Origin of the sequence: uncultured Shimia sp., assembly GCF_913054185.1 — a bacterium.
In the GTDB taxonomy this organism is placed as follows: domain Bacteria; phylum Pseudomonadota; class Alphaproteobacteria; order Rhodobacterales; family Rhodobacteraceae; genus Shimia.
The window spans coordinates 12882-39244 of record NZ_CAJXIV010000031.1 but is presented as its reverse complement, the minus strand read 5'-3'; the positions used below and the strand labels follow the sequence as shown (position 1 = coordinate 39244).

General features: G+C 58.9%; 23 protein-coding genes. 11 read left to right on the top strand and 12 right to left on the bottom strand.

From position 1 onward, the window contains the following. Both QZ517_RS08810 and QZ517_RS08805 read right to left on the bottom strand, forming a co-directional pair. A partial coding sequence (locus tag QZ517_RS08810) for a DUF58 domain-containing protein (RefSeq protein WP_294225312.1) occupies positions 1-347 on the bottom strand: 347 nt, incomplete at its 3' end. Continuing rightward, positions 344-1351, bottom strand: coding sequence for a MoxR family ATPase (locus QZ517_RS08805; RefSeq protein WP_294225309.1), 1008 nt, complete (start codon positions 1349-1351; stop codon positions 344-346). The genes QZ517_RS08805 and QZ517_RS08810, both read right to left, overlap by 4 nt. Before the next feature lie 67 nt (positions 1352-1418). Between QZ517_RS08805 and QZ517_RS08800 the strand changes: the two genes are divergently transcribed. Next, positions 1419-2009, top strand: a complete 591-nt coding sequence (locus QZ517_RS08800) for a DUF1285 domain-containing protein (protein ID WP_294225308.1) — start codon at positions 1419-1421, stop codon at positions 2007-2009. A 92-nt stretch (positions 2010-2101) separates the two neighbouring features. Beyond that, complete coding sequence (locus QZ517_RS08795) at positions 2102-2854, top strand: TIM barrel protein (RefSeq protein WP_294225306.1); 753 nt, start codon at positions 2102-2104, stop codon at positions 2852-2854. 12 nt (positions 2855-2866) lie between these two features. Here QZ517_RS08795 and polA read toward each other — a convergent pair whose 3' ends face one another. Continuing rightward, the gene (gene polA, locus QZ517_RS08790) at positions 2867-5662 is read right to left on the bottom strand and encodes a DNA polymerase I (protein ID WP_294225303.1); all 2796 of its coding nucleotides are present in this window, start codon (positions 5660-5662) and stop codon (positions 2867-2869) included. A 140-nt stretch (positions 5663-5802) separates the two neighbouring features. On the opposite strand from polA, the gene QZ517_RS08785 reads away from it, so the two are divergent. The 3 genes from QZ517_RS08785 (at position 5803) to QZ517_RS08775 (ending at position 8751) form a co-directional block, all read left to right on the top strand. Continuing rightward, entirely contained in the window at positions 5803-6858 is a 1056-nt protein-coding gene (locus tag QZ517_RS08785; protein WP_294225300.1) for a saccharopine dehydrogenase, read from the top strand. 13 nt (positions 6859-6871) lie between these two features. Beyond that, positions 6872-8014, top strand: a complete 1143-nt coding sequence (locus tag QZ517_RS08780; RefSeq protein WP_294225297.1) for a saccharopine dehydrogenase family protein — start codon at positions 6872-6874, stop codon at positions 8012-8014. Positions 8015-8127: 113 nt separating this feature from the next. Then, complete coding sequence (locus QZ517_RS08775; RefSeq protein ID WP_294225295.1) at positions 8128-8751, top strand: LysE family translocator; 624 nt, start codon at positions 8128-8130, stop codon at positions 8749-8751. A 6-nt stretch (positions 8752-8757) separates the two neighbouring features. On the opposite strand, the gene QZ517_RS08770 is transcribed toward QZ517_RS08775, so the two are convergent. Then, on the bottom strand, positions 8758-9351 hold the full coding sequence (locus QZ517_RS08770; protein WP_294225292.1) for an NAD(P)H-dependent oxidoreductase: 594 nt from the start codon (positions 9349-9351) through the stop codon (positions 8758-8760). A gap of 87 nt (positions 9352-9438) precedes the next feature. On the opposite strand from QZ517_RS08770, the gene QZ517_RS08765 reads away from it, so the two are divergent. Further along, positions 9439-10032: a TetR/AcrR family transcriptional regulator gene (locus QZ517_RS08765; RefSeq protein WP_294225290.1), complete on the top strand. Its 594-nt coding sequence runs from the start codon at positions 9439-9441 to the stop codon at positions 10030-10032. A gap of 2 nt (positions 10033-10034) precedes the next feature. On the opposite strand, the gene QZ517_RS08760 is transcribed toward QZ517_RS08765, so the two are convergent. The 4 genes from QZ517_RS08760 to mutL form a co-directional block, all read right to left on the bottom strand. Beyond that, positions 10035-11078, bottom strand: coding sequence for a Hint domain-containing protein (locus QZ517_RS08760; protein ID WP_294225287.1), 1044 nt, complete (start codon positions 11076-11078; stop codon positions 10035-10037). Positions 11079-11372: 294 nt separating this feature from the next. Then, the gene (locus QZ517_RS08755; protein ID WP_294225284.1) at positions 11373-11699 is read right to left on the bottom strand and encodes a DUF3775 domain-containing protein; all 327 of its coding nucleotides are present in this window, start codon (positions 11697-11699) and stop codon (positions 11373-11375) included. Positions 11700-11831: 132 nt separating this feature from the next. Continuing rightward, on the bottom strand, positions 11832-13151 hold the full coding sequence (rmuC, locus tag QZ517_RS08750; protein WP_294225282.1) for a DNA recombination protein RmuC: 1320 nt from the start codon (positions 13149-13151) through the stop codon (positions 11832-11834). Beyond that, positions 13151-15055 (bottom strand): DNA mismatch repair endonuclease MutL, encoded by a 1905-nt coding sequence (mutL, locus tag QZ517_RS08745; RefSeq protein ID WP_294225280.1) that lies wholly within the window; start codon positions 15053-15055, stop codon positions 13151-13153. Before mutL ends, rmuC begins: the two co-directional genes overlap by 1 nt. A 176-nt stretch (positions 15056-15231) precedes the next feature. Here mutL and QZ517_RS08740 point away from each other — a divergent pair, with 176 nt between their 5' ends. Both QZ517_RS08740 and sulP read left to right on the top strand, forming a co-directional pair. Beyond that, entirely contained in the window at positions 15232-16584 is a 1353-nt protein-coding gene (locus tag QZ517_RS08740) for an aminotransferase class III-fold pyridoxal phosphate-dependent enzyme (RefSeq protein ID WP_294225276.1), read from the top strand. Positions 16585-16836: 252 nt separating this feature from the next. Beyond that, positions 16837-18570, top strand: a complete 1734-nt coding sequence (sulP, locus tag QZ517_RS08735; protein WP_294225273.1) for a SulP family inorganic anion transporter — start codon at positions 16837-16839, stop codon at positions 18568-18570. Here sulP and QZ517_RS08730 read toward each other — a convergent pair. From QZ517_RS08730 to QZ517_RS08715, 4 genes are read right to left on the bottom strand one after another with little or no spacing between them, the layout of a single operon-like run. Beyond that, on the bottom strand, positions 18567-19493 hold the full coding sequence (locus QZ517_RS08730) for a metal ABC transporter permease (RefSeq protein ID WP_294225270.1): 927 nt from the start codon (positions 19491-19493) through the stop codon (positions 18567-18569). The two genes, sulP and QZ517_RS08730, sit on opposite strands and share 4 nt — an antisense overlap. Further along, positions 19490-20695, bottom strand: coding sequence for a metal ABC transporter permease (locus QZ517_RS08725; RefSeq protein WP_294225267.1), 1206 nt, complete (start codon positions 20693-20695; stop codon positions 19490-19492). Before QZ517_RS08725 ends, QZ517_RS08730 begins: the two co-directional genes overlap by 4 nt. Before the next feature lie 2 nt (positions 20696-20697). Next, on the bottom strand, positions 20698-21504 hold the full coding sequence (locus QZ517_RS08720) for a metal ABC transporter ATP-binding protein (RefSeq protein WP_294225265.1): 807 nt from the start codon (positions 21502-21504) through the stop codon (positions 20698-20700). A 10-nt stretch (positions 21505-21514) separates the two neighbouring features. Continuing rightward, positions 21515-22477 carry a zinc ABC transporter substrate-binding protein gene (locus tag QZ517_RS08715; RefSeq protein WP_294225262.1) on the bottom strand — a complete coding sequence of 321 codons (963 nt, stop codon included), beginning with the start codon at positions 22475-22477 and terminating at the stop codon, positions 21515-21517. A 189-nt stretch (positions 22478-22666) separates the two neighbouring features. Here QZ517_RS08715 and deoC point away from each other — a divergent pair, with 189 nt between their 5' ends. From deoC to QZ517_RS08700, 3 genes are read left to right on the top strand one after another with little or no spacing between them, the layout of a single operon-like run. Continuing rightward, complete coding sequence (gene deoC, locus QZ517_RS08710; protein WP_294225255.1) at positions 22667-23659, top strand: deoxyribose-phosphate aldolase; 993 nt, start codon at positions 22667-22669, stop codon at positions 23657-23659. Positions 23660-23669: 10 nt separating this feature from the next. Then, positions 23670-23963, top strand: a complete 294-nt coding sequence (locus tag QZ517_RS08705; protein ID WP_294225252.1) for a hypothetical protein — start codon at positions 23670-23672, stop codon at positions 23961-23963. Positions 23964-23974: 11 nt separating this feature from the next. Then, positions 23975-26320: an aldehyde dehydrogenase family protein gene (locus tag QZ517_RS08700; protein WP_294225249.1), complete on the top strand. Its 2346-nt coding sequence runs from the start codon at positions 23975-23977 to the stop codon at positions 26318-26320. The last annotated feature ends 43 nt before the right edge of the window (positions 26321-26363 follow it).

Sequence of the window (26363 nt, the reverse complement as noted above, 5' to 3'; positions counted from 1 at the left end):
GCCAACAGCCGCGCGCGATCCGCTTTCTGTGGCGTATTTTTGTCGCTGGCAAACAACATCGACGGCGCCGTATCGACCCACATCATCACCGACTGCGCCACCTGCCATTCCCGTTGCCGCACAAATTGCGCATCGGATTTGGCCGACCGCCGCCAATCAATGTGCCGCAAGCTGTCGCCGGGTTGCACCGGCCGGTACTGCCAAAAGTCATCGCCCATGCCCGCACGCCGCCGTCCGTGCTCCCCCAGCAAAACCGTGCCCGCCAAATGCTCCGCATGCGCCAAAAGTGGCGGTAGGCTGGACGCCTCCGCCTCAGCCTGACTGCGCAGATACGGAGCTGCACTCACGCGGCGGCTCCCACATCGTCAAATCGCGATACGGTTTCAGCAATGAGGCTCGCCAAGGACTCGCCCCTCGCTCGCGCCGCAAAGGTCAGCGCCATCCTATGGCTCAAAACCGGCGTCGCCATATCAATCACATCTTGCGCATTGGGTGCCAGACGGCCTTGTAACAACGCCTGCGCCCGTACCGTCATCATCAATGCCTGCGCCGCACGCGGCCCCGGCCCCCAGGCCACATTCTCCCGCACGGCCTCCGTCGCGGTCTCATCATCCGGGCGACAGGCCCGCACCAGATCCAAGATCAACTCCATCACGCTTTCGCCCACCGGCATGCGCCGCAACAAGGTCTGCGCCGCAATCAACTCCTCCGCAGTGAACACCGCATGCGCCTCTTCTTCGGCAACCCCCGTGGTGGCCAAGAGAATATCGCGCTCCGTATCCCGATCTGGATAAGGCACATCGATCTGTACCAAGAACCGGTCCAATTGCGCTTCCGGCAGTGGATAGGTGCCTTCCTGCTCAATTGGGTTCTGCGTCGCCAATACATGGAACGGCGCATCCAGCGGACGGTCCGCCCCGGCCACAGTCACCTGTTTCTCCTGCATCGCCTGCAACAACGCCGATTGCGTCCGCGGGCTGGCGCGGTTGATCTCATCCGCCATCAGCAATTGGCAAAAAACTGGCCCCGGCACGAATCGGAACGCACGCGCGCCGCTGTCGCCAGTCTCAAGGATTTCAGAGCCCAAAATATCCGCGGGCATCAAATCCGGTGTGAACTGCACCCGGTTGCCATTGAGCCCCATCACGGTGGAGAGCGTGTCCACAAGCCGTGTTTTGCCCAAACCAGGTAGGCCAATCAACAACGCATGCCCCCCACACAGCAAGGCCGACAGCGTCAGATCTACAACCTGTTCCTGCCCGATAAAGCGTTTGGTGATCGCCGCCTTGGCCTCCGCCAATTTGCCGCCCAGCTCTTCTATCTCTGCGACAAGATTGTCCGCATCCGCCATACTGTGTCTCCCGAAACGCTACCTGCTTCCGTTGACAGTAACGCGCTCAGATGAAATGGCAAAAGCAATGAGGGAACAATTTCCTGTGAAAGTTGACGCAGACACCATCGCCGCCTCCGCCACAGCTGCCGTGAAATCACGCGGCCCGGCCCCTGTGCACCTGTGGAACCCGCCGCATTGTGGCGATCTAGACATGCGTATCGCCAGCGACGGCACGTGGTTTCACGAAGGCAGCCCCATCACCCGCCCCGCCATGGTGAAGATGTTTTCAAACATCCTGCGCAAGGACGGCGACGATTACATGCTGGTCACGCCGGTGGAAAAAGTCGGCATCACCGTCGAAGACGCGCCGTTTATTACCGAGGATTTTGAGGTGTCCGGTGACGGCAACACGCAAGTTTTGACTTTCGAAACCCATGTCGGCGATTTTGCCGCCGCAGGTCCGGACAATCCCATTCGCGTGGTGATCGACCCAGACACCGACGAACCTGCGCCTTATGTGACAGTGCGCGCAAACCTCGAAGCCCGCATCACCCGCAAAGCGTTTTACCGGCTTGTGGAGTTGGCTAGCCACCAGGACATCAACGGCCAAAGCATGTTTGGCGTTATGTCTTCCGGCGTGTTTTTCCCATTCCTGCCATCCGAGGCGCTCGACTAAAGCAAGCTTCCGCCGAACCATTCAAACTTGCGGAATTTCAGACTTTTGTCGTTCTAACAAAGCTGGGATAACCCTCATCAGAGGAGAGCCCGATGCCCAAATTTGCCGCGAACCTATCCATGCTGTTTGCCGAGTTTCCGGAACTGGACCGATACGAAGCAGCGGCGCAAGCAGGCTTTGAAGCGGTGGAAATTCTCTTTCCTTACGAAACACCCGCACCGGAAACTCAGCGCGCCTTGCTGCGCAATGGCCTGTCGCTGGAATTGATCAACTGCCCGCCGCCCAACTACACTGGCGGGGATCGTGGCTTTGCCGCTGTGCCAGGCCTGGAAGACCGCTTCCAACGCGACTTCCGCCGCACGCTGCGTTATGCCGACATGCTGCGCGCCCGCATTGTGCACATCATGGCTGGCGCCGCATCGGGCGACGACGCCCGCGCCACTTTTGTGCAAAACTTGAAATGGGCCTGCGAATTTGCCCCCAAACAGCAACTGACCATTGAGCCGATCAATGACGTTGATATGCCCGGCTATTTTCTGAACAGTTTTGATCTCGCCGCCGAGATTCTGGACGAGGTCAACGCGCCTAATCTGGCGCTGCAGTTTGACACCTATCACGCCCATAAAATCCATGGCGACGTGCTGGCCTGCTGGGACAAACACAAAGCCCGCGTGCGCCACATCCAAATCGGCGGCCTGCCTGACCGCAACGAGCCGGTGAAGTCGAAACACTTCGACTACCCGGCTTTCTTTGCGATGCTGGATGATACCGGCTACGCCGGAGCCGTCAGCGCGGAATACAAGCCGTCCAAACGCACCGAGCAGGGGCTTGGCTGGCTCGCTTAATGGCGAGGCGCGTTAATGCGCCTCCGCCCAGTTCGCTCCGCGTCCCGCATCCACAATCAACGGCACGTCCAGTTTGATCGCCGGCTCGGTGGCCCGCTGCATCACATCACGTGCCACTTCGATGGTGTCTTCCACCGCTGAATCCTCGACTTCAAAGATCAATTCATCGTGCACCTGCAACAACATCTTGGCGGGCAGGTCTTTGATCGCCTCAGGCATCCGGATCATGGCGCGACGGATGATATCTGCTGCTGTGCCTTGGATCGGCGCGTTAATCGCCGCACGATACGCAAAGCTCGCCCGCGGCCCTTTGGCGTTGATCTCCGGCGTGTGGATTTTACGACCAAACAACGTCTGTACATAACCGTGCTCTTTGGCAAACGCCTTGGTGTCATCCATGTAGGTGCGAATGCCCGGGAAGCGCTCAAAATAGCGGTTGATAAAGTCCTGTGCCTCACCGCGTGGAATGCGCAGATTGCGCGCCAAGCCAAAGCCGGAAATGCCATAGATCACACCAAAGTTGATCGCCTTGGCACGGCTGCGCACCTCGCTGGTCATCTCCTCCATCGGCACGCCAAACACCTCTGACGCGGTCATGGCGTGAATGTCATGCCCCTCACGGAACGCCGCTTTGAGGGCATCAATTCCCGCAACATGTGCCAGGATACGCAATTCCACCTGCGAATAGTCGAGGCTGATCAGCGTCTTGCCTTTCTCCGCGACAAAAGCTTCGCGAATGCGGCGGCCCTCCTCACTGCGCACAGGAATGTTCTGCAAGTTGGGATCGGTGGATGCCAGACGCCCGGTGTTGGCCCCGGTCTGCACATAAGACGTGTGCACGCGGCCTGTGTCGCTGTTGATGTGGGTCTGCAACGCATCGGTGTAGGTCGACTTCAGCTTGCTCAGCTGTCGCCAATCCAGCACCAGCCCCGGCAGGGCGTGCTCGGTTGCCAGATCCTCAAGCACGTCGACACCGGTCGCATAAGCCCCGGTTTTGCCTTTCTTGCCACCGGGCAGCTCCAGCCGGTCAAACAGGATTTCGCCGAGCTGCTTGGGTGATCCCACATTAAACGTGCCCCCCGCCAGCTCGTGAATCTCCGCCTCAAGCGCCGCCATCTTCTGGGCAAACGCATTGGACATACGAGACAGCGCATCCCGATCCACCAAAACCCCGTGCCGCTCCATCTGCGCCAGCACCGGCACCAAAGGCCGCTCCAGCGTTTCATAAACCGAGGTCACCTGACGGCGGTGCAGCTTGGGCTTAAACAGCTTCCACAGGCGCAGGGTCACATCCGCATCTTCGGCCGCATACGGCAACGCGTCCTCAATAGGCACCTTGTCAAAGGTGATCATGCTTTTGCCGCTGCCAATCAGCGTTTTGATCGGCACCGGCTGATGGCTCAGATAGCGCTCAGACAGCGCATCCATGCCATGATTGTGCTCACCAGCGTGCAGCGCATAAGACAGCAACATCGTGTCATCAATCGGCGCCACGGTGACGTTGTAGTTGGCAAACACTTTGCAGTCATACTTGGCGTTCTGGAAAATCTTCAGCACCGACGCGTCTTCCAGCATCGGCTTTAACGCATCCAGCACCTCATTGAGCGGCATCTGCCCCTCTTGCAGTTCATCCCCGCCAAACAGATCGTCACTTGCGCCTTTCTTATGGCCCACAGGGATATAACACGCCTCGCCCGGCTCCACAGACAGGCAAATCCCCGCCAGTTCCGCCACCATTTCATTGAGCGAGTTGGTCTCTGTGTCCACCGCCACATAGCCGCGTTTCATAATTGCCGCGATCCAACGGTCCAGCGCCGCGCGGTCTTTGACCCATTCATATTTGGACGCATCAAACGGCACGTCATCTGCGGCGGGCGCTTCATCTACTCCGCCCACCGGCTCCGGAATGCTTGGCGCTTCTACACCCAGCTTATCTGCGGCGCGTTTGATCTGCGTGCGGAATTCCATCTCCGTGAGGAAACCCAACAGCACCTCCGGCTCCGGATCGCGCACCTCCAAATCATCAATTGTAAAATCAAGATCCATCTCACAATCCAGCTGCACCAGCCGTTTGGACAGCTCAATTTGAGCGCGGTTCTCAATCAGCGACTGACGGCGCTTGGGTTGTTTGATCTCTTCAGCGCGGTCCAGCAGGCTTTCAAGATCGCCATATTCATTGATCAACAACGCCGCCGTTTTGATGCCAATGCCTGGCGCGCCGGGCACGTTGTCCACGCTGTCGCCTGCCAGCGCCTGCACATCCACAACCCGCTCTGGCCCAACGCCAAATTTCTCATGAACGCCATCCCGATCAATGCGCTTGTTTTTCATCGCATCGAGCATCTCAACGCCGCCGCCCACCAGCTGCATCAGGTCTTTGTCCGAACTGATGATGGTACAGCGCCCGCCAGCTTCACGTGCCTGAACGGCCAAGGTGGCAATGATGTCGTCCGCCTCAAAGCCCTCAACCTCTTTACAGGCAATGTTAAATGCCTTGGTGGCCGTGCGCGTTAGCGGGAATTGCGGCACCAAATCCTCCGGCGCAGGCGGCCGGTTCGCCTTATACTGATCATACATCTCGTTGCGGAACGACTTGCCGGAATAGTCAAAGATCACCGCCACATGGGTTGGCGCATCTGGTCCGGAATTGTCCTCGATATAGCGCTGCAACATATTGCTGAATCCAGCCACAGCCCCAATGGGCAACCCATCTGACTTGCGCGTCAGCGGCGGCAGCGCGTGATAAGCCCGAAAAATAAAGGCCGACCCATCGATCAGATGCAGATGACATCCCTTGCCAAAACTCATGGCGCGCTCCCTGTTTTGCTTTGTCCTTGTTGTGCCACGCACCCTACGCAGCCGCCACCCGGAAATTGCGAATAAAGCAGCCCTCTTGCCATCGGCTCAACAGGCTGGTCTATGGAAAATCGAATATGAGGGGAACAGAGATGACACATCTTTGGGTACGAGCCGAGCAACGGCAGAATGAGGAGCGGGTGGGGCTGACACCTGAAGGCGCCAAGGCGCTGCTGGACAAAGGCATCCGCGTGACCGTGGAAGAAAGCTCCGTGCGGGCCATTCCAATTGACGGCTACAAAGCCGCTGGCTGCGACATCGCCCCGGAAAACAGCTGGCCGGACGCCCCTCGTGACGCCATCGTCTTTGGCCTCAAAGAACTGCCCGAAGACGGTACACCACTGCCACACCGCCACATCATGTTTGGTCATGCCTTCAAAGGCCAACATTCCGGTGTGGCCCTGCTGAAACGCTTCAAAGCGGGCGGCGGCACGCTCTATGATCTCGAATATCTCGTTGCCGAAAATGGCCGCCGCGTCGCCGCCTTTGGGTATTGGGCGGGCTATGCAGGCTCTGCAGTCACGCTCAAATCTTGGGCCGCACAACAACGCGGTGAGCTCTGCGGCCCCGTTGGCGTTTATGCCGGCAAAGACGCATTGCTGGCGGATCTCGGTGCAGAACTGGACGCGCTTGCCAAAGATCGTCCCACTGCCATTGTGATTGGCGCGCTTGGCCGCGTGGGCACCGGCGCCGCTGACCTGCTCGAAGCCATGGGCTGCAAAGTCACCAAATGGGACATGGCGGAAACCGCCTCCGGTGGGCCTTTCCCGGAAATCTTAGCGCATGACCTGTTCATAAACTGCATCTTTGCGCGTCCCGGCACGCCGGTGTTTGTGCCGCATGAGGCCCTAAACACAGACCGCAAACTCACCGCCATTGGCGACGTGGCTTGCGACCCGGACAGCGATTACAACCCGGTGCCGGTCTATGACCGCGCCACCACATGGGACGCGCCCGCCCTGCGCGTGGCTGACAGCCCCGTGCTGGACGTCATGGCCATCGACAACCTGCCATCCATGCTGCCGGTGGAAAGCTCGGAAGACTACGCCGCGCAGCTGCTCGACACACTGATGAAGCTCGACGATCTCAGCGAGGGTGTCTGGACCCGCGCCGAGACTGATTTCATCACCCATTCCAAAGACCTCTGAGGGGAGAGACAACATGACAATCCACTGGTGTGGCACCGGCCTCTCGGCCATTCCCGGCCTGCGTCGCCTGATCGAAGGTGGCCGCGAAGTCACCGTCTGGAATCGAACCATCGCAAAAGCGCAGGACGCCGTTGGCGACCTGACCCAAGACATCCGCGCCTTTGACATAGACGCTCTTGGCGCTGCTTTGAACAAAGGTGACGTGGTTGTCTCCATGCTACCCGGCGACTGGCACGTGCCGCTGGCCGAGCTCTGCATCGACAAAGGCGCAAACTTTGTCAGCTCGTCTTACATCGCACCCGAAATGAAGGCACTGAACGCCAAAGCCATAGAGGCCGGCGTGGCCTGTGTAAACGAGGTGGGCTTGGACCCCGGCATCGACCACCTGATGGCGCATGCTTTGGTGGCCGATTATCGCGCCTCTGACGCCTATGACGTCAACAACACGCTGAGCTTCATCAGCTACTGCGGCGGCATCCCCAAAGTGGCCAACCCGTTCCGCTACAAATTCAGCTGGTCGCCGCTGGGTGTGTTGAAAGCCCTGCGTTCCCCATCCCGCTCCATCCGTGATGGCAAGCCTTTTGATGTGAACCGCCCATGGGACGCGATCAGCAGCTACGAAGCCCCACTGGCAGAGGCGGAAACCTTCGAAGTCTACCCAAACCGCGACAGCATTCCCTTCATGGAAGACTATAAATTTGACCCGGAGTGGAAAGTTGACACCTTTGTGCGCGGCACCCTGCGCCTGAACGGCTGGACCGAGGCTTGGTCTGACGTCTTCCGCGAGATTGAAACGCTGCAAGGCCCCGAAGGCGACGCGCGCCTCAAGGAAATGTCCGATCAGTTCTGGGATGAAAACTCCTACGACGAAGGTGAGCCGGATCGGGTGGTCATGTGTGTTGGCTTCAAAGCCCAAAAAGGCGGCGCAGAGGTCTTCCACAAAACCTATGTGATGGACGCTTGGGGCGATGATCGCGGCACTGCCATGGCCCGCCTTGTGTCGATCCCGGTTTCACTGGCGATTGAGACCGTGCTGGATGGCAAAATTGCCCCTGGCGTGCACGCAGCCCCATCTGAACCCGCACTGTTCTCCGAGTGGCTCACCCACATCGGCACATTGGCGCAGCACATGCAGATCGTCGATCACACCGCGTGATCGTTTAAACTCCGCGCAGCCCGCATTTTCTAGGGCTGCGCCACCCCCAACAGCTTGCCATTCCCGACAGACTGCGAAACCCTGCGCCACACTTAAGAGCTGAGGAGCGCGACATGTCATTGGAAACCTGGATTGCCTTTGTTCTGGCCAGCGCCCTGGTTGTGCTGATCCCCGGCCCCAACATTGTTCTGACCATCAACCACGCGGTGCGCTCGGGCAAGCGCTCGGGCCTTGCCACCATCCCCGGCATTTCTGCAGGGGCCTTTGTCGGCATGTCTGTGTCACTGATGGGCGCAGGCGCGATTTTGTCGGCCTCTACCACCCTGTTCACGCTGATGAAACTGGTGGGTGCGGCGTATCTGATCTGGCTGGGCGTCTCGCTCTGGCGCGCACCAGCCGAGGGCATTGGCTCTGACGCTGTGGAACAAAAACCACTCAAGCCTCTGTTTTGGCAGTCTTTCCTGATCAGCGCCTTAAACCCCAAAGGCCCGGCGTTTTACATCGCCTTTGTGCCGCAGTTCGTGACCCTGTCTCAGCCGGTCCTGCCACAGTTCACCATCCTGATCGCCACCTTTGTTGGTGTTGCCACGCTTAACACGGTGTTCTGGTTACTCTGCGCCAACGGGTTGCGCGGGGTTTTCCAGCACCCCCGCGCCATGCGGGGCCTCAACCGGGTTGGCGGCGGCTGTCTGATGGCGGCGGGCGTGTTGACCACACGGATCTCACGCCACACCTAAGTCAATTTAGGCAGCCTGCGCGCCAATCTCCGCCGCTTGCTTAAGCCACTTGTCCACCGCACCGGCTTTGGGATCACTGGTGCCATTGAACTGCGTGACTTTTACCGGCTTGATCCCCACAAACTCCAAGATCTGCCGCTGGATCTGCACAATCATTGCATTGCGATACACCAACCGAAAAAACCAGCCCGGCGTATCCGACAACAACAACACCCGCCCGGTGCGCCCGGTCAGCATTGGCGCCGGCAGCCCCAGCTTGGTGGTGTTGCGCGTGTCAAATGTGCGCCCCGGCAACAATGCCCGATCAAACAACCCTTTGAGTTTCGCCGGCAAACCGCCCCACCACATCGGTGTCGCCACCACCACATGCTCAGACCACTCAATGTCCTGCAACACCTGCTCCAGCTCTGGCTCCAGCGGTTTCTGGTTCACATACCCGCCGAAGCCATAGTCCGGGTCAAACTGTAAATCATGCAGGTTGGTCAGTCGCACCTGATGCCCCGCTTTGCGCGCTGCCTCCGCATAACTTGCGACCACCGACCCGGTCAGGGATTCCGCCGCCGGGTGTCCGTTTAAGATAAAAATCCGTTTCTGTGCCATTGCGATTCTCCAATATTGACCATGGTCAATTTAAATGAAGATAAAAATGACCATGGTCAATGCTAAATTTGACCACGGTCACAATTCATGTCAAAACAGGCCATGGCCAAAGCAGTTCAACAACGCACCCTAAAAACCCGCGCCAAACTTCTGGACGCGGCCCAAGCTGTGATTTCGGAAAGCGGGTATGAGGCTATGCGGGTCGAAGAAGTGGTGCTGCGCGCCGGCGTTGCCAAAGGCACGTTTTTTGCGCATTTCAAAGACAAAGACGCGCTGATGGATCAGCTCATCGGCGCAGAAATCGACCGCCAACTGGACATCATCGAAGCCCTGCCCGCGCCCAAAACCATCTCTGAGATGTCTGAAGCGATGATGCCCCTGATCACCTTCATGACCTGTGAGCGCTATGTGTTTGACGTGATTCTGCGCCACTCCGGCGCAGCCGCCAACGCGGAAATTGGCCCCATCGCCATGACCTTTGGCCGCCACGCCGAAGTGGTCACAAAATGGCTTTGGGACCAACCTTTTCGCAAAGACATCTCTGCCGAGCTACAGGCGGAAGGTGTACAAGCCTTTATGGTACAGGCAATTTCCCTGATGTTTTGCAGCTTGCACAACTCTGTTGCGCCACGAGAGCGCCTGGAAACCTACCTGCGCGCCTGGCTGACACCTGCGCCCTAGCCTCAGGCCGCTGTCTGCACCAAATCCCGAAACACCGGACGGCCATCAGCCATCTTGCGCCAAGTCTGCGCCTCATGCGCCTTCATGGTTGGCAAAGCCGTCTGGGCAAACCGCGGCTTCAACCACGGCTTGACTTCCAAAAGCTGATCCAACTCTACCCGTGCGTCCGCGCCCAAGCTCTCCAACGCCTGATCACCGATGAACAAGCTTTCGGCCTCAGCCCCATTGGCCTCCACGATATGATGTCGATCAAACATCAAATGCACGTAGTCCACGCCGTCCCGCCACTCGCGCCCCGGAATACCCGGTTGCGGCGCAAGATGTTTGGCATGTGCAAATGCCGCCTCGGTTGCGGCCAACATCTCCACCTGCCAGCCCCGCAGGGCAATCCGGTGTTGCTGTGACACCCACAAATCCTGCGCAGGCACCCCCGGCGCAAGGCTGTCCGCATCAATGCACACCGGTCGCAGGCCGGCGCTCTTCAACATCTCACCATAGGAAAAATGGCTCTTCGCAACCCAAAACACCTTCGCTGGCTTGCCTTTGGCGACACAAACAAAATCCCCAGGCTGCAAGCTCTCCACCGCACGTGGACCGTCTGGCGTCGCGATCATCGTGCCCGGCAGGAAACACACCGGCAGATCATCCGGATGCCGGTCCGGATGTTTCACAACAAACTCCTCATCCTCAAATTCATTCATGTCCTCTTCGCTCGGATCCATCTCCGGGAAGAAAAACATCCGGGTCTCATCCCCCGGCTCGGGGTAATCCTGGATCGAGATCACCGCGATCTCCTGCCCCCAGAACTGCTCCGGAATGTCCTCGTCTTGCGGCACAGTTCCGGTCAGCTCAAAGACAAAATCATGGGCCTCGCCATCAATCAGCACCTGCGTGTCCGGGTCTGGCTTGTTGTTATTGTCTTCAAGCACCAGATCGCCATCCTCGCCCTTAGGCACAAAGGTGATGTCCTTGGCCGGATCATCGGTTGGCTCAAACTGCTTTTGATTGCCGTGATTGTCGTCAAAACGACCCCAGAAACTGGACATGGGCGACCTCCTTCTGCACGACAGACCTCCCAACGCCGCCCCATGGGTTGCAAGGCTCAAACACAAGACAAGAGGGCACCGCCCGCAAAATGCAGGGTGCGAATGTTTTGGATAAACAGGCGCGAAATCAGTGGATTGGGCAGTACACGGGCGTGTTAGCCCTCCCTCTCAGGCGCACATAAGAAGGGGTTTCCCAAACGTAAAGACCCGCACCAAAGCTTGGCGCGGATCCCAAATCTGTTGGCGTAAATTCGCAAATGCTGCAGGCCAACAAGCCACTTTTTGCCGATGATCTTAGCCGCCGCGGACCAAATCATCCTCTTCGTCAGTCAACGACATGCCAAGCGCGTCCATGCCGTTTTCCAAGTGATCCGACAAATGAGGCGAGCCCAGCAGGTAATCCGCAGTGGGCACGGTGTTTTCGGTCTTGGCTGTCATGATCGCCTCGGCCAGATCTTCTGCGGCAAAGCTGTCACGCCCCACCCACATCACGGCCACAAGACTGGCCTGTTCATCTTCGTTGAGCCGATCAATAAAGCCGCGCAGCTCGCCTTCGGCCCGATCCAATTCACGGGACATCAGCACAACTTGCGCCACCTTCCATGCAGAAATCTCAAGCATTTTGTGCCTCCAATTTGGTTTGGCCCAGTGTCCCCACCAGCATGCCCCACGTCTTTGACATGGCGCAAACTGTTTCTGGTGCACCAGGGCGCTGCCCCGGACCCCGAGGTATTTAGGAAAAGAGAACGCGGATCAGGCCTCTGGCTTGGTCAGCGGCACAACTTTGTCATCACTGGTTTGCGCCAGCTCTTCAAAATCAAAGTTGTCCAACCGACGCGCGCGGCGCCCAGCTTTGTCAGCGCTGATCTTGATCTCACTGATGTCTTTGGCAGCCTGACCAAAGTGGCGATCGAGGTTTTCAACCCGCGTGCCCAGCCGTTCCACATCGGAATAAAGCAAGCCGAGTTCTTTGCGGATGGCGCCAGCCTGCTCCTGCATACGTGCGTCTTTCAAAATCGCCCGCATGGTGTTGAGCGTCGCCATGCAGGTGGTGGGTGAGACAATCCAGACCCGCGCGGCAAAACCCTCGCGCACGAGCTCCGGGAAGTTGGCGTGCAGCTCCGCGTAAACCGCCTCTGACGGCAGGAACATCAGCGCCCCATCAGCGGTCTCGCCTTCGATGATGTATTTCTCGGAGATGTCCTTGATGTGTTTCTTCACCGAGGTGCGCAACATCCGCGCCGCCTCATTCAGTTGCGCCTGCGTCTCCGCTTTGCGCAACAGCTCATAAGCCTCCAGCGGGAACTTGCTGTCGATCACAATCGGCCCTGGCGGGTTGGGCAGGTGGATCAGACAGTCCGCCCGTTTGCCGTTGGACAGCGTGTGCTGCAGTGCGTAGCTGTCGCTTGGCAGGGCTTTGGACACAATGTCGTTGAGCTGAATCTCACCAAACGCCCCACGCGTCTGCTTGTTGCTCAGGATGTCCTGCAGGCTCAGCACGTCGCCTGACAGCCGGGTGATGTTTTCCTGGGCCTTATCGATGGTGGCCAACCGCTCCTGCAACTGGGTCAGCGAGGTCGCTGTTTGTTTCGCATTCCCGGTCATCGACAGGTTCAGCTTCTCTTGCATGTCATTGAGTGCGCCGCCGGTGCGCAGCTGCATATTGGCCAGGCTTTCCTGCATCTGCAGCTGCTGCGCCGCCATGGTGTCTGCCATCTTCTGCTGCATGCTGGCGAGGTTTTCGCCGGTGCTGCGCTGCACCTTGGCGAGGTTCTCATGCATATTGACCTGCACCTCACCCAGCCGCTGCTCCATCAAGGTGGCAATCTGCCCCTGAGACTGCGCCTGCGCCTGCAGGTTCCCGTCCAGATGCGCCTGCCCGGTGGCCAGCTGATCCACCCGCTGCGCCATCTGCCCCATATGCTGGGCTATCACCATCTCCGTCCGCTCAGCCCGCTTCTGCCCGGCCCCGCGCAGCAGCAGAAACAGCACCAACACAGCCAAGCCAACGCCAGCCGCCGCATACAGCGCCAGTGTCTCCATATTGGCCACAGCCAGATCCATACCGTCCATCACGTCCGTCCAAACAGCCGCTCAATGTCGGCCAGCTTGAGTTCCACATAAGTTGGCCGCCCGTGGTTGCACTGCCCAGAATGTGGCGTTGCCTCCATCTCACGCAGCAGCGCATTCATCTCTTCGCCACGCATCCGCCGCCCAGAGCGGATCGAGCCATGACAAGCCACCCGACTCAAGATCGCCTCTAGCTTGGCCTGCACCAGCATGCTCTCGCCCTGATCATCCAACTCATCGAGAATATCCAGCACCATGGCGCGTGCATTCACCTCGCCCAACAGCGCCGGGGTTTCGCGCACCGCCACCGCACCGCCGCCAAAAGCCTCAAGGGTCAGGCCCAGCTTGGACAGCGCCTCGGCCACAGTCATGATCCGCGCACAGTCGCCCTCTGAGAGCTCGACAATTTCCGGGATCAGCAAAGCCTGCGCTGCAACCCCATTTTCCGCCATCTGGTGTTTGAGTTTTTCATAGACCAACCGCTCATGCGCGGCGTGCTGATCCACAATCACCATGCCAGTTTGTGTCTGCGCCACGATGTAATTCTCATGCACCTGCGCCCGCGCCGCGCCCAAGGGCAGTCCTTCGGCTGGGGTCTCTTGCGGAACTTCCGTGTCAAAAGTCTCCACTCGTGCAGAATAGGCCTCGGTCAACTCCTCAAATCCCGGTGATGACGGCATCGGCGCCTGTGCCTGATAGGCTGCCGTGCGGGCGCCCAAACTTGGCCGATCCATCTGATAGACACGCGCCTGTCCTTGTGGGGCGTGTGGCGTGGTCCCCAAAGCGCCCATTGAAGCCCCAACTGGCTCCGGCCGGAACGAGTCCAACGTTGCCCCCGCCACTGTGGTCGAGGCCCGATGGCCTGCTTCGGCCAGCGCATGACGCAGGCTGGAGACAATCAGCCCCCGCGCCAATCCCGGATCGCGAAACCGCACCTCGGACTTGGCCGGATGCACGTTCACATCCACCAGATGTGGATCACAATCAATGAACAGCGCCGCCGCCGGATGCCGATCCCGGCTCAGATAATCAAAATACGCCCCGCGCAACGCGCCCACGAGCAATTTGTCCTTCACCGGACGCCCGTTCACAAACAGATACTGCGCCACAGACGAGCCACGCGAATAGGTCGGCAGCGCCGCATAGCCAATCAGCCGCAACCCTTCCCGCTCCGCATCAATCTTGAGCGCGTTTTCGGCAAACTCTTTGCCCAATATCCGCGCCAACCGCCCATGCAGCGCGTCAAACAGATCGCCGTTTTCTGCTTCCACACGGAAGGTCACACGACCTTCGCCACCGCCGGTCACATCGCGCAGGGTGAAGCCGACAAACGGCTCCGCCATCGCCAGGCGCTTGACCACATCGGTGATCGCCTGCGCCTCGGCCCGATCGGAGCGCATGAATTTCAAACGCGCGGGCGTGGCATAAAACAGATCGCGCAATTCCACGATGGTGCCACCGGACAGCGCCGCCGGTTTCACCGCGCTCATTGCGCCGCCCTCAACGGAAATCTGTGCCGCGGACGCTTTGCCCACCCGACTGGTGATGCTCAACCGCCCCACCGCGCCCAAGCTGGGCAAGGCCTCCCCGCGAAAGCCAAAGGTGTGGATGTCCAGCAGGTCGCTACCATCAATCTTGGAGGTCGCATGGCGCGACAGCGCCAGCGGCAATTGTTCCTCGGTGATACCGCAGCCATCATCTGTGATGCGAATGATCGTTTTGCCACCGTCAGCGTAGGCAATCTCGATCCGCCGACTGCCCGCATCAATCGCGTTTTCCACCAGTTCTTTCACCGCAGACGCGGGCCTTTCGACCACTTCACCGGCGGCAATACGGTTGATCGCGGCATCATCAAGTTGCCGAATGACCGGCAAATCTTGGCTTATGTTGGGGTTATCCACAGGCATAGTGCCAAATCTAGCATGTTCTCGTTTGATTCTACCACCAAGTTTGCAGGGGTCAGCCGTCGCATTTCACCATCCCCGTGTCGCTCTTTCTCTGGACAGAGCTTTGCGTCCTCCCCATAATTTGATCAAATATTTTGACACGCAGGAATCACCCCTGCGCCTAAGGGAGCACAGCCATGAAAGACGACAACTTTCTGACGGAAAACAACGCCCGCCACCTCTGGCATCCAATGGGCGCCCCAGCCGACGCGCACACCACACCGCCCAAGATTATCAAAGGTGCCGAAGGTGTGACCATTTCCGACATCGACGGGCACACCACTGTCGACGCCGTGGGCGGCTTGTGGTGCGTGAACCTCGGCTACTCCAACGACGTGGTGAAAGAGGCCATCGCCAAACAGCTCTACGATCTGCCGTATTACTCTGCTTTCGCTGGCACCTCGAACCCACCGGCAATCGAGGCTTCTTATGCGGTACGCGAATTCTTCGCCGAGGACGGCATGTCGCGGGTGTTCTTCACCTCCGGTGGCTCAGACTCCGTGGAAACCGCCCTGCGTCTGTCCCGCCAGTACCATCGCCTGCGTGGTGAGCCGACCCGCACCAAATTCATCAGCCTCAAAAAAGGCTACCACGGCACCCACTTTGGCGGCGCCTCGGTGAACGGCAACAACCGCTTCCGCATCAACTACGAACCGTTGCTGCCCGGCTGTTTCCACCTGCCGTCCCCCTACCCCTATCGCAATCCATTCAACGAAACCGATCCGGCCCAGCTGGCGCAGAACATCGCCGCCGCCTTTGAGGACGAGATCGCCTTCCAGGATCCCAAAACCATCGCCGCTTTCATCATGGAGCCAATCCAGGGCGCGGGTGGTGTGATTGTGCCGGATGCCTCTTTCATGACTCTGATGCGTGAGATTTGTGACCGCCACGGCATCCTGATGATCTCTGACGAAGTCATCACCGGCTTTGGCCGCACTGGCGACTGGTCAGGCGCGCGTCACTGGGGTGTGCAGCCTGACATGATGACCACCGCGAAGGGCATCACCTCTGGCTACTTCCCGGTTGGTGCCTGCATGGTCGGCGACAAAGTGGCCGACGTATTTGAAAACGATCAAACCGGCGAGGCGGCCATCTACCACGGCTACACCTACTCCGCACATCCGGTTGGTTCCGCCGCTGTGATTGCCACACTGGCGGAGACCACGCGCCTGGATCTGAAGACCAACGCCGCCGCACGTGGCACGCAGCTGTTTGAAGGTGTGAAAAAGCTCGCTGGGAAATACGACATCATCGGTGACGTGCGCGGGGGCCACGGGTTGATGACCGGCATCGAACTGGTCTCTGACAAAGCCGTCAAAACCCCGATGGACATGGCCACCATGAAGAAAATTCACGAGGCCACCTATCAGGCCGGCTCCATGGTCCGTCTTGGCGCGCACAACGTGCTGATGTCCCCACCGCTGACCATCTCTGAAGCGGAGGTCAACACAATCCTCTCCGCCTTGGACACCGGCTTCGCGGCTGCCTAAAACTCCTGCGGCTCGGGGCACATCGCTCCGGGCCGCTTGCTTAAGACGCCTGTTAACCTGACGTGGACGTCAATTTTCGCACCTCCGCAAAACAGTCGCGATACCGACGTCATACCGACGTGCCATCTCGCCCCATTGGACTGCGTTAACCTTTGAGCCGTGCCTCTATTTTCCGACAAGTTTTCCTGTAAGGGTTTTCTTATTCCGATTTTGGAATATATAGAGCGCACCCGCGACTCTTATGAGGCCCCTATGCCACAGCCGCTCAAGCGTTACTTCCCCATCCTAGATTGGGCAAAAACCTATAATCGTCAGATACTTGGCGCGGACCTCATGGCCGCCGTGATCGTGACGATTATGCTGATTCCGCAATCTCTGGCTTACGCGCTGCTCGCAGGATTGCCGCCCGAAGTTGGCCTCTACGCCTCCATCCTGCCACTGGTCGCCTACGCCATCTTCGGCACCTCCCGCGTGCTCGCCGTCGGCCCCGTCGCCGTGGTCTCCCTAATGACCGCCGCCGCCCTCGGAAACCTCGCTTTGCAAGGCACCACAGAGTACCTGATCGCGGCCATCACACTGGCCTTCATGTCCGGCGTCATGCTCACCCTCATGGGCCTCTTACGCCTTGGATTCCTTGCAAATTTCCTGTCCCATCCGGTGATTGCAGGCTTCATCACCGCCTCCGGAATCCTGATCGCTACAAGCCAGTTGAAACACATCCTCGGCGTCACCGCCCACGGCCATACATTGCCCGAATTGCTAGGGTCTCTGGTGACCCATTTGCCAGAAACCAACCTCTACACAGCGGCCCTCGGCGCCGCCGCTTTAGCCTTCCTGTTCTGGACCCGCAAAGGCCTGAAACCGCTCCTGCTCAAACTCGGTACAGGCCCTCGCCTTGCTGACGTCCTCACCAAAGCCGGTCCCGTCGCCGCCGTCGCGGCCACCACCCTGTCCGTCTATGCCTTTGATCTAGCAGAGAAAGGCGTGGCAATTGTGGGCGCCGTTCCAACCGGCCTGCCGCCTCTTTCAGCCCCCAGTTTCTCTCCAGACCTGTGGTCCCAACTGTTCCTCGCCGCGCTGCTTATCTCCATCATCGGTTTTGTCGAAAGCGTCTCCGTCGCCCAAACCCTCGCCGCCAAACGCCGCCAACGCATCGACCCCGATCAGGAACTCATCGGCCTCGGCACCTCCAATATTGCTTCAGCGATTTCAGGCGGTTACCCGGTCACCGGCGGCTTCGCCCGCTCTGTTGTGAACTTCGACGCAGGTGCGCAAACGCCTGCTGCTGGTGCCTTCACTGCCGTTGGCATTGCCGGCGCCGCGCTCTTCCTAACACCACTGCTGTTCTTCCTGCCCAAGGCCACGCTCGCCGCCACCATCATCGTCGCCGTAATGAGCCTTGTGGACCTTTCGATCTTACGCCACGCCTGGGGCTACTCCCGCGTCGATTTTGCCGCCGTTACCACCACAATTGTACTCACGTTGGGCCTCGGTGTTGAGGTTGGCGTAAGCGCCGGAGTAATCCTCTCCATCGCGCTACACCTCTACAAAACCAGCCGTCCTCACGTGGCCGAAGTTGGCCTTATCCCGGGCACGCAACATTTCCGTAACATCCTGCGTCACAAGGTAAAAACTGCGCCACACCTGGTCACGCTGCGCATTGATGAAAGCCTGTACTTCGCCAACGCACGTTTTTTGGAGGACTATGTGTATGATCGCGTGGTCTGCGATCAACCCATCACCGATGTGGTGCTGATGGCCTCCGCTGTGAACGAGATCGACATGAGCGCTCTCGAAAGCCTGGAGGCGATCAACTCCCGACTCAAAGAGCTCAACATCCGCTTGCATTTCTCCGAGGTCAAAGGCCCAGTCATGGACCGCCTCAAACGCAGCCATTTCCTGGATGATCTCAGCGGTGAGGTCTTCCTGGCGCAATACGATGCTTGGCAGACCTTAAGCGGCTCAGACACCAGCCAAGTCGCTTAAACTGCGGGCGCTCCACTGCGATACCGGTGGGGCGCGAAACAAGCTGCCAACGCCAAAATGAGGCCAGATACGGTGGCGATCATACCCGCCGCGCTGACCGCATTTTCGAAGCCCAGCCACAACGGCGCATAACCGGCAAAGACATAGCCCAGAACCGCGGAAAGCACAGCAAAAACAACACTCCATGCCATTTGGTGCTCGAGCCGGTTGGTCATCAATCGCGCCGCTGCTGGTGGACAAATAAACATCGCAATCACGATGATCGAGCCAACCGCATCAAAGGCTGCCACCGCCGCCAAAGCTGCCACCATCACCAACGCCACGCCAAGCCGATTGGTCGCAATGCCCATGGCCTGCGCAAAGCTCTCATCAAACGTGGACACCACCAAGGGCCGCCAGAACAACCAAAGGAACCCGATCACACCAATCAACGCGATGACAACACGCCCCAATTCAGGTGGCAGACCCGCCAATGCCAAGGGGTCAAGCAAGCTTGACCAGCCAATCGCGTCGAGCCAGATCAAGCTTTCCAAATTGCCATACAGCGCGTGCTCCACGTCCAAATGCACTGATGACGTATCACTTTGTTCCAAAAGCAAAACACCGGCCGCAAACAGTGTTGTGAACGTCAGCCCCATCGCCGCGCCGGGCTCGATGTTGCCCAACCGCCGAATGGCTTCAATCATCACCACGGATACCAATGCCGCCCCCGCCGCACCCAGCATCATAGGGGCTGCTGCTACCAATCCAGTGAGCAAAAATGCCACCACAATGCCAGGCAAAACTACATGGGAAATCGCATCTCCAATAAGCGCTTGCCTGCGCAACACAAGAAAGTTGCCCGGCAAGGCACAGGCCACCGCGGCCAGCACGCCAATCAACATGGGCGTCAATGACAGAGGTACAAATTCTTCACCACTCATGATGCCACCCCCTGCGGCCCGCCAATGCGTTGATCAATCTCGGAAATTTGGTCGTCCGTCAGGACTGTCTCGATATCGCGCAACCCGTCATACAACGCAGCCGCGCTTTCAAACGCCTGATCCGCCCGCACCAACTCCCAGCGTTTCTCATCCCGCAGCGCTTTCGCGGCCCGGGCGCGCCCATCATCGGTTGGCACACCATCCGCATGCGCCAATCCTGCGCGTTTCAACAACCGCACCGTGAAGGCTTCATAAATCGGCTGCCCTTGGGCCAGCGCCAACAGGCCCTGACGCATATGCACCCGCCGCTGAAACCGCACGTGCCGCAGGTAGACCGCCAACACACCGCGATTGGGCGCAAGCAGAAGAGACAGCACAAACAACGCAAAACTCGACAGTACGATGATTGGTCCGGTTGGCATCGCGGGCGCCACAGCGGACAGCGAGGCGCCAATCCAAGCCGCCAAACCACCACAAAGCCCTGAAATCAAAACCATATGGTCGGTGCGTTCAGTCCAGAACCGGGCTGTGACAGGCGGAATGATCAGCATCGCTACAATCAGGATCAGCCCCACAACTTTGAGTCCGATCACTGTGACCGCCAAGGCCAGTGCCATAATAGCAAGGTCCATGCGCCCCACATTGATACCGCGCGCCGCCGCGTACTCCGGATCAAACGCCAGCAAGGTCATTGGTCGGCGCAAGATCAAAACCGCCACCAACGTCAGCGCTCCGCCACCGGCAATCACCAGCGCATCGTTGAACAACATGCCGGCTGTGGACCCCAACAAGAAGCCTTCTAGACCCGCTGCGCGCCCGGCTCCCATGGTTTGGATCACCGTCAACAAAACAATGCCAAACCCAAAGAACACCGACAAAACGGCGCCAATGGCCGCATCTTCAGACAACCGCGTCAGTCGCGTCAGCCAGCTGACACACAACAAGCCAATCCAGGAAGACACCGCCGCCCCGAGCAACAACCCGGGCAGGGCCCGACCATCGCCGCCAAGCAGAACCATCAGCATAAAGGCAATGCCCACACCGGGCAGGGTTGCATGGCTGATCGCGTCACTTACCAATGCACGTTTGCGCAGATAGAGAAATGTTCCGGTCACACCCGCCGCAATGCCCAGCAAAGTCGCACCAATGGTCACCAGCGTGGCGTTGTAGCCAAGCTGCAAAGTCAACGCATTCCAAAACATGATCAGCCCGCCGCCAGCTCCAGCTGGTCGATCTGGCCTGTCGCCAGCCGCCCGCCGTAAGTTTGGTTCAGCATGTCTGGCGTAAACGCGTCGTCCACTGTGCCTTCCGCAACCTTGCGCGTATTGATCAGGAACACCCGATCAAAGTAGCTGCGTACAGTGGTCAAATCGTGATGCACAGCCACGACAGTTTTACCTTCAGAGCGCAAAGATTTCAGCACATCAATGATGGCTTTCTCGGTGGCGGCATCCACGCCGGCAAACGGCTCATCGAGCAGATACAAATCCGCTTCCTGCGCCAACGCCCGTGCAAGGAACACACGTTGCTGCTGCCCACCAGAGAGCTGGCCAATCTGGCGATCGGCAAAATCGGACATACCCACCCGCTCCAGACAGGCACGAGCTTTGTCCATATGCTGCGGACGAATGCGGCGCAGCAGGCCCAACTCGCGATACAACCCCATCAGAACCACATCAATCACCCGGGTCGGAAAGTCCCAATCCACACTGGCGCGCTGCGGCACATAGGCAATGCGATGGCGCGCGGCTTTTAATGGCTTGCCAAACACCAGAGCCTGGCCGGCCAAAGGCGACACGATCCCAAGCGCGGCTTTCAACAACGTCGATTTACCGGCGCCGTTGGGCCCAATAATCGCGGTCATCGAGCCTTCTTCAACTGTCATGTCCACCGAGAACACCACAGGCTTCTGCCCATAAGACACCGTCATGCCCCGGATCGCCAACGGACTTTCGGTTGGGATCTCTGCTTTAGGCGCTGCGCCCATATTTGCTGCCAGTTCTAGACTCATTGCTTAATCCTTACGATCCCGCCGACAGGCGTCCGTTCATGCCGCGCTCCGGCACTTCCCCGCCCAGCGCATCGCTGATCACTGTAATGTTGTGGTCAATCATGCCGACATAGGTGCCCTCATAGGTGCCATCCACCCCCATCGCGTCAGAGAACAACTCGCCGCCAATGGACACCTTATGGCCTTTTGCCGCCGCACCCTCAACCAACGCGCGCACAGTGCGATCAGACACAGAGCTCTCAACAAACACCGCTTTGATGTCGCGATCGATCAATGTGTCGACCAATTCGCTGATCCGATTGAGACCAGCCTCACTGTTGGTGGAAATGCCCTGCACGCCCAGTACAGAAAAGCCATAAGCTTTGCCAAAATACCCAAACGCGTCATGCGCCGTCAGCAACGTACGTGCGCCCTCCGGCACCGAGGTCAGCGCGGTCTCTGCATATTCCGACAGGTCAGACAACTCCGCAAGAAACGCCTCGGTATTGGCCGCAAACTGCGCCTCACCCGCTGGCTGCGCGTCAATCAACGCATCGCGAATGCGCTCGGTTACAAACACCCACAAACGCGGATCCATCCACACGTGTGGGTCATATTTGTCTGCGTATTGGTCGTGCCCGTTCAGCAGATCACGTGGCAATGTATCGGTCACCGCAACCACCGTGCCGCGCTTCTCCAGCTTGTGGAAGAAATCTTCCATCTGCGCTTCGAGATAAAGTCCATGCCACAGAACCAAATCGGCTTTGGTCAGCGCCACAATATCCGTGCGAGTCTGCCGATAAGCGTGCGGGTCAACACCCGGCCCCATCAGCCCCTTCACCTCAACCGCATCGCCACCGATACGCCGCGCGGTGTCGGCAATCATGCCGGTGGTGGCGACAACCTGCAATTTCCCACCCGCAAAAGCAGGTGTTGCACCGGCCAAGCCGGCGGCGGTCGTAGCCACAATAAAATCTCGACGTGAGAATCGCATAGTACATCCATTCACTGATTTCAGTTGATTATGAGAACCATTCTCAAGAGTGTCAACGCAATTGCGACTTATTCGCATCTTTTTGTTGACCAAATGATCAAAAAAGAACAACTGATGTCGTTCTGCGACTTGCCAAAGCCCTAGTTTCTGAGGCATTTTGATCCCTGTTTTCCGCAACAGGATGGACCGATGCAAACGCCCACCATTACCGCCGAAGGGCATCAACTGCCCACAGCGCTGGAACCGCGCAATCCTGGCATGGCGCTGGACCTTGATTGGGTTCGCACCGCGCAAGCCAACACCTCGGCCATCGAACGCCGCGCAAAGACCTTGCCGGGCCGCCGCTCGGTCAAGAAAGACTATCAGGCCGCGTGGCTGTGCAAGGCGATCTCCCTGATCGATCTGACCACCCTGTCAGGCGATGACAGCGAAGGCCGCGTAGAGCGCCTCTGCGCCAAGGCCAAACAGCCGGTGCGCGCGGACATCCTTGATGCGCTTGGCATGCAAGGCCTGACCACCGGCGCGGTTTGTGTCTATCACGACATGATCGAAACGGCTGTGTCCTCGTTGAAAAGCACCGGGATCCCCGTGGCCGCAGTGTCCACCGGCTTCCCGGCGGGCCTCTCCCCATATCACCTGCGCATCGCTGAAATTAGTGAAAGTGTGAAAGCGGGCGCCGAGGAAATCGACATCGTCATCACCCGTCGCCACGTGCTGCAAGGCAATTGGCAGGCGCTGTATGATGAAATGAAAGAGATGCGCGAAGCCTGCGGCGATGCCCACGTGAAAGCCATCTTGGCCACCGGTGAGTTGGGCACGCTGCGCAATGTCGCCCGTGCCTCGCTGGTCTGCATGATGGCGGGGGCTGACTTCATCAAGACCTCCACCGGCAAGGAAAGCGTGAACGCCACATTGCCCGTGTCGTTGGTGATGATCCGCGCCATCCGCGACTACTACGATCGCACCGGATTCCGCGTGGGTTACAAACCCGCAGGCGGCATCTCCAAAGCCAAAGACTCTCTGGTGTACCTGTCACTGATCAAAGACGAACTTGGCGACCGTTGGCTGCAACCGGACCTGTTCCGCTTTGGCGCCTCCTCCCTGCTGGGCGACATCGAACGCCAGCTGGAGCACCACGTGACGGGCCAGTATTCGGCCAACTACCGCCACGCAATGGCGTAAGGACAGAGCCGTGAGCGCAGCCCCAGACACTTCCGCGCCCATTCCGGATCAGTACCTTCTACGGATGAAGGTCTGGTCCCAAAGGACGTGGGTCGCCCGTTGCGACGAGCACCTGCCTGGTGGCCATTTGGAGGCCCGGCTTGCAGACTTCCTGCAAGAGGCTTTTGAATACGCCCACACACAGCCGGACCTTCTCGACAAATCCACCGCCCAAATTGCCGAAGCTGTTATGGCCGGCATTTTGCACAGCGAAACAGTGCCCGCCGAAGATCTTCAGGCCGCGCTTCACAAGATAACCTCGTAAGGGGAAGACAAATGACCGTTAAAGAGATTTTTAACACCATGGATTACGGCCCCGCCCCCGAAAGTGCCGCTGATGCGCTTGCCTGGATTGTCGATCAAGGCGCCGCCTTTGGCCATTTCATCGACGGCGAGTGGACCACACCACGCAAAGACTTCCAGTCCAAGAACCCGGCCAACGGCGAAACTCTGGCTGACTTGACACAGGCCAGTCAGGACGAGATCAACGCCGCAGCGGCAGCCGCACGCAAGGCTCAGCCCAAATGGGAAGGCCTCGGCGGCCACGGTCGCGCCAAATACCTCTACGCCATTGCACGTTTGCTGCAAAAACACAGCCGCCTGTTTGCCGTGCTGGAGACGCTGGACAACGGCAAACCAATTCGCGAAAGCCGCGACATCGACATTCCACTGGTGCAGCGCCACTTCTACTACCACGCCGGCATGGCACAGCTCATGGAAGCCGAACTGCCCAACGCACAGGCACTGGGTGTCTGCGGCCAGATCATCCCTTGGAACTTCCCACTTCTGATGCTCGCATGGAAAGTTGCGCCTGCCTTGGCCATGGGCAATACCGTGGTTTTGAAACCTGCTGAGTACACCTCGCTCACCGCCATGGCCTTTGCCGACATCTGTCAGCAGGCAGGCCTGCCAGCAGGTGTTGTGAACATCGTCACCGGCGATGGTGCTGTGGGTGAGATGATCACCAACCACGAGGACATCAACAAGGTTGCGTTCACCGGCTCGACTGACGTCGGCAAGCGCATCCGCGAAGCCACCGCAGGCTCCGGCAAGTCTCTCACGTTGGAACTGGGCGGCAAGTCGCCTTACATCGTCTTTGAAGATGCCGACATCGACTCCGCCATCGAAGGTCTGGTTGATGCGATCTGGTTCAACCAGGGCCAGGTCTGCTGCGCGGGCTCCCGCCTTCTGGTGCAGGAAGGCATTGCCGAGACGTTCTATCGCAAACTCAGAACCCGCATGGACGGTCTGCGCATCGGCAACCCGCTCGACAAATGCATCGACGTCGGCGCGATAGTCGACCCGGTTCAGCTGCAAGCCATCACTGATATGGTCGCAGGTAACACCGACGGCGAGACCTACCACGCCCCGATCGAGATGCCTGTTGAAGGCTGTTTCTACCCGCCAACCCTGATCACCGGCCTCGCTCCGTCGTCCAAGCTGATGCAAGAAGAAATCTTTGGCCCGGTATTGGTTTCCACCACCTTCCGCACCCCATCGGAGGCGGTCGCGCTGGCCAACAACACTCGCTATGGCCTGGCCGCCACACTCTGGACCGAGAACGTAAACCTCGCGCTCGACATCGCGCCCAAGCTCGTGGCTGGTGTGGTCTGGGTCAACGCGACCAACCTGTTTGACGCCGCTGCAGGCTTTGGCGGCGTACGCGAAAGCGGCTATGGCCGCGAAGGTGGCTGGGAAGGTCTGGCAGCTTACACCAAACCCAAAGGTGCGCCCAAGGCGCTTAAGCTTGTCGAAGCCTTCACCGGTGAAAAAGGCCCGACCGATCCGCTCGATCGCACGCCAAAACTCTACGTTGGTGGCAAGCAAGCTCGTCCTGATGGTGGCTACAGCCAGAACATCTATGGCAAGTCCGGCGCACTTCTGGGCCAAGTCCCCATTGCCAACCGCAAAGACGTTCGAAACGCCGTTGAGGCCGCCCATGCCGCCAAAGGCTGGTCCGGCACCACAGGTCATCTACGGGCGCAAATCCTCTACTACATCGCGGAAAACCTCTCGGCCCGCAAAGACGAGTTTGCCACCCGCGTGAACCTTCTGACCGGCGGAAAGACCGGCGCTGCAGAGGTCGAAACCTCAATCCGCCGCCTCTTCACCTACGCTGCCTGGGCTGACAAATATGACGGTCAGGCGCATGGCGTGCCCATTCGTGGCGTCGCGCTGGCCATGAAAGAACCAGTGGGTGTGATTGGCGCGCTTTGCGCCGACGACGCGCCGCTCCTGGGACTGATCTCCGCCATGGCGCCAGCCATTGCGATGGGCAACCGCGCGGTGCTGGTGGCCTCAGAAGCCTTCCCACTGGCCGCCACCGATTTCTATCAAGTTCTGGACACCTCAGACGTGCCTGGTGGTGTGGTCAACATCCTCACAGGCTCCCACGCGGAGCTGGCGGCCCCACTGGCGAGCCACCTCGATGTGGATGCGGTTTGGTCGTTCTCGTCCACTGATGTCTCCGCAGAGATCGAACGTGCCAGCGCGGGCAATCTCAAGCGCACCTGGGTCAACAACGGTTTGGCACGGGACTGGATGGGCGCAGAAGGCGAAGGCCGCGCGTTCTTGCAGGCATCCACAGAAGTCAAAAACATCTGGGTGCCTTACGGCGAATAAACCCCAAACACCCAAACAAAACAAAACAAAAGCGCCGGTGACT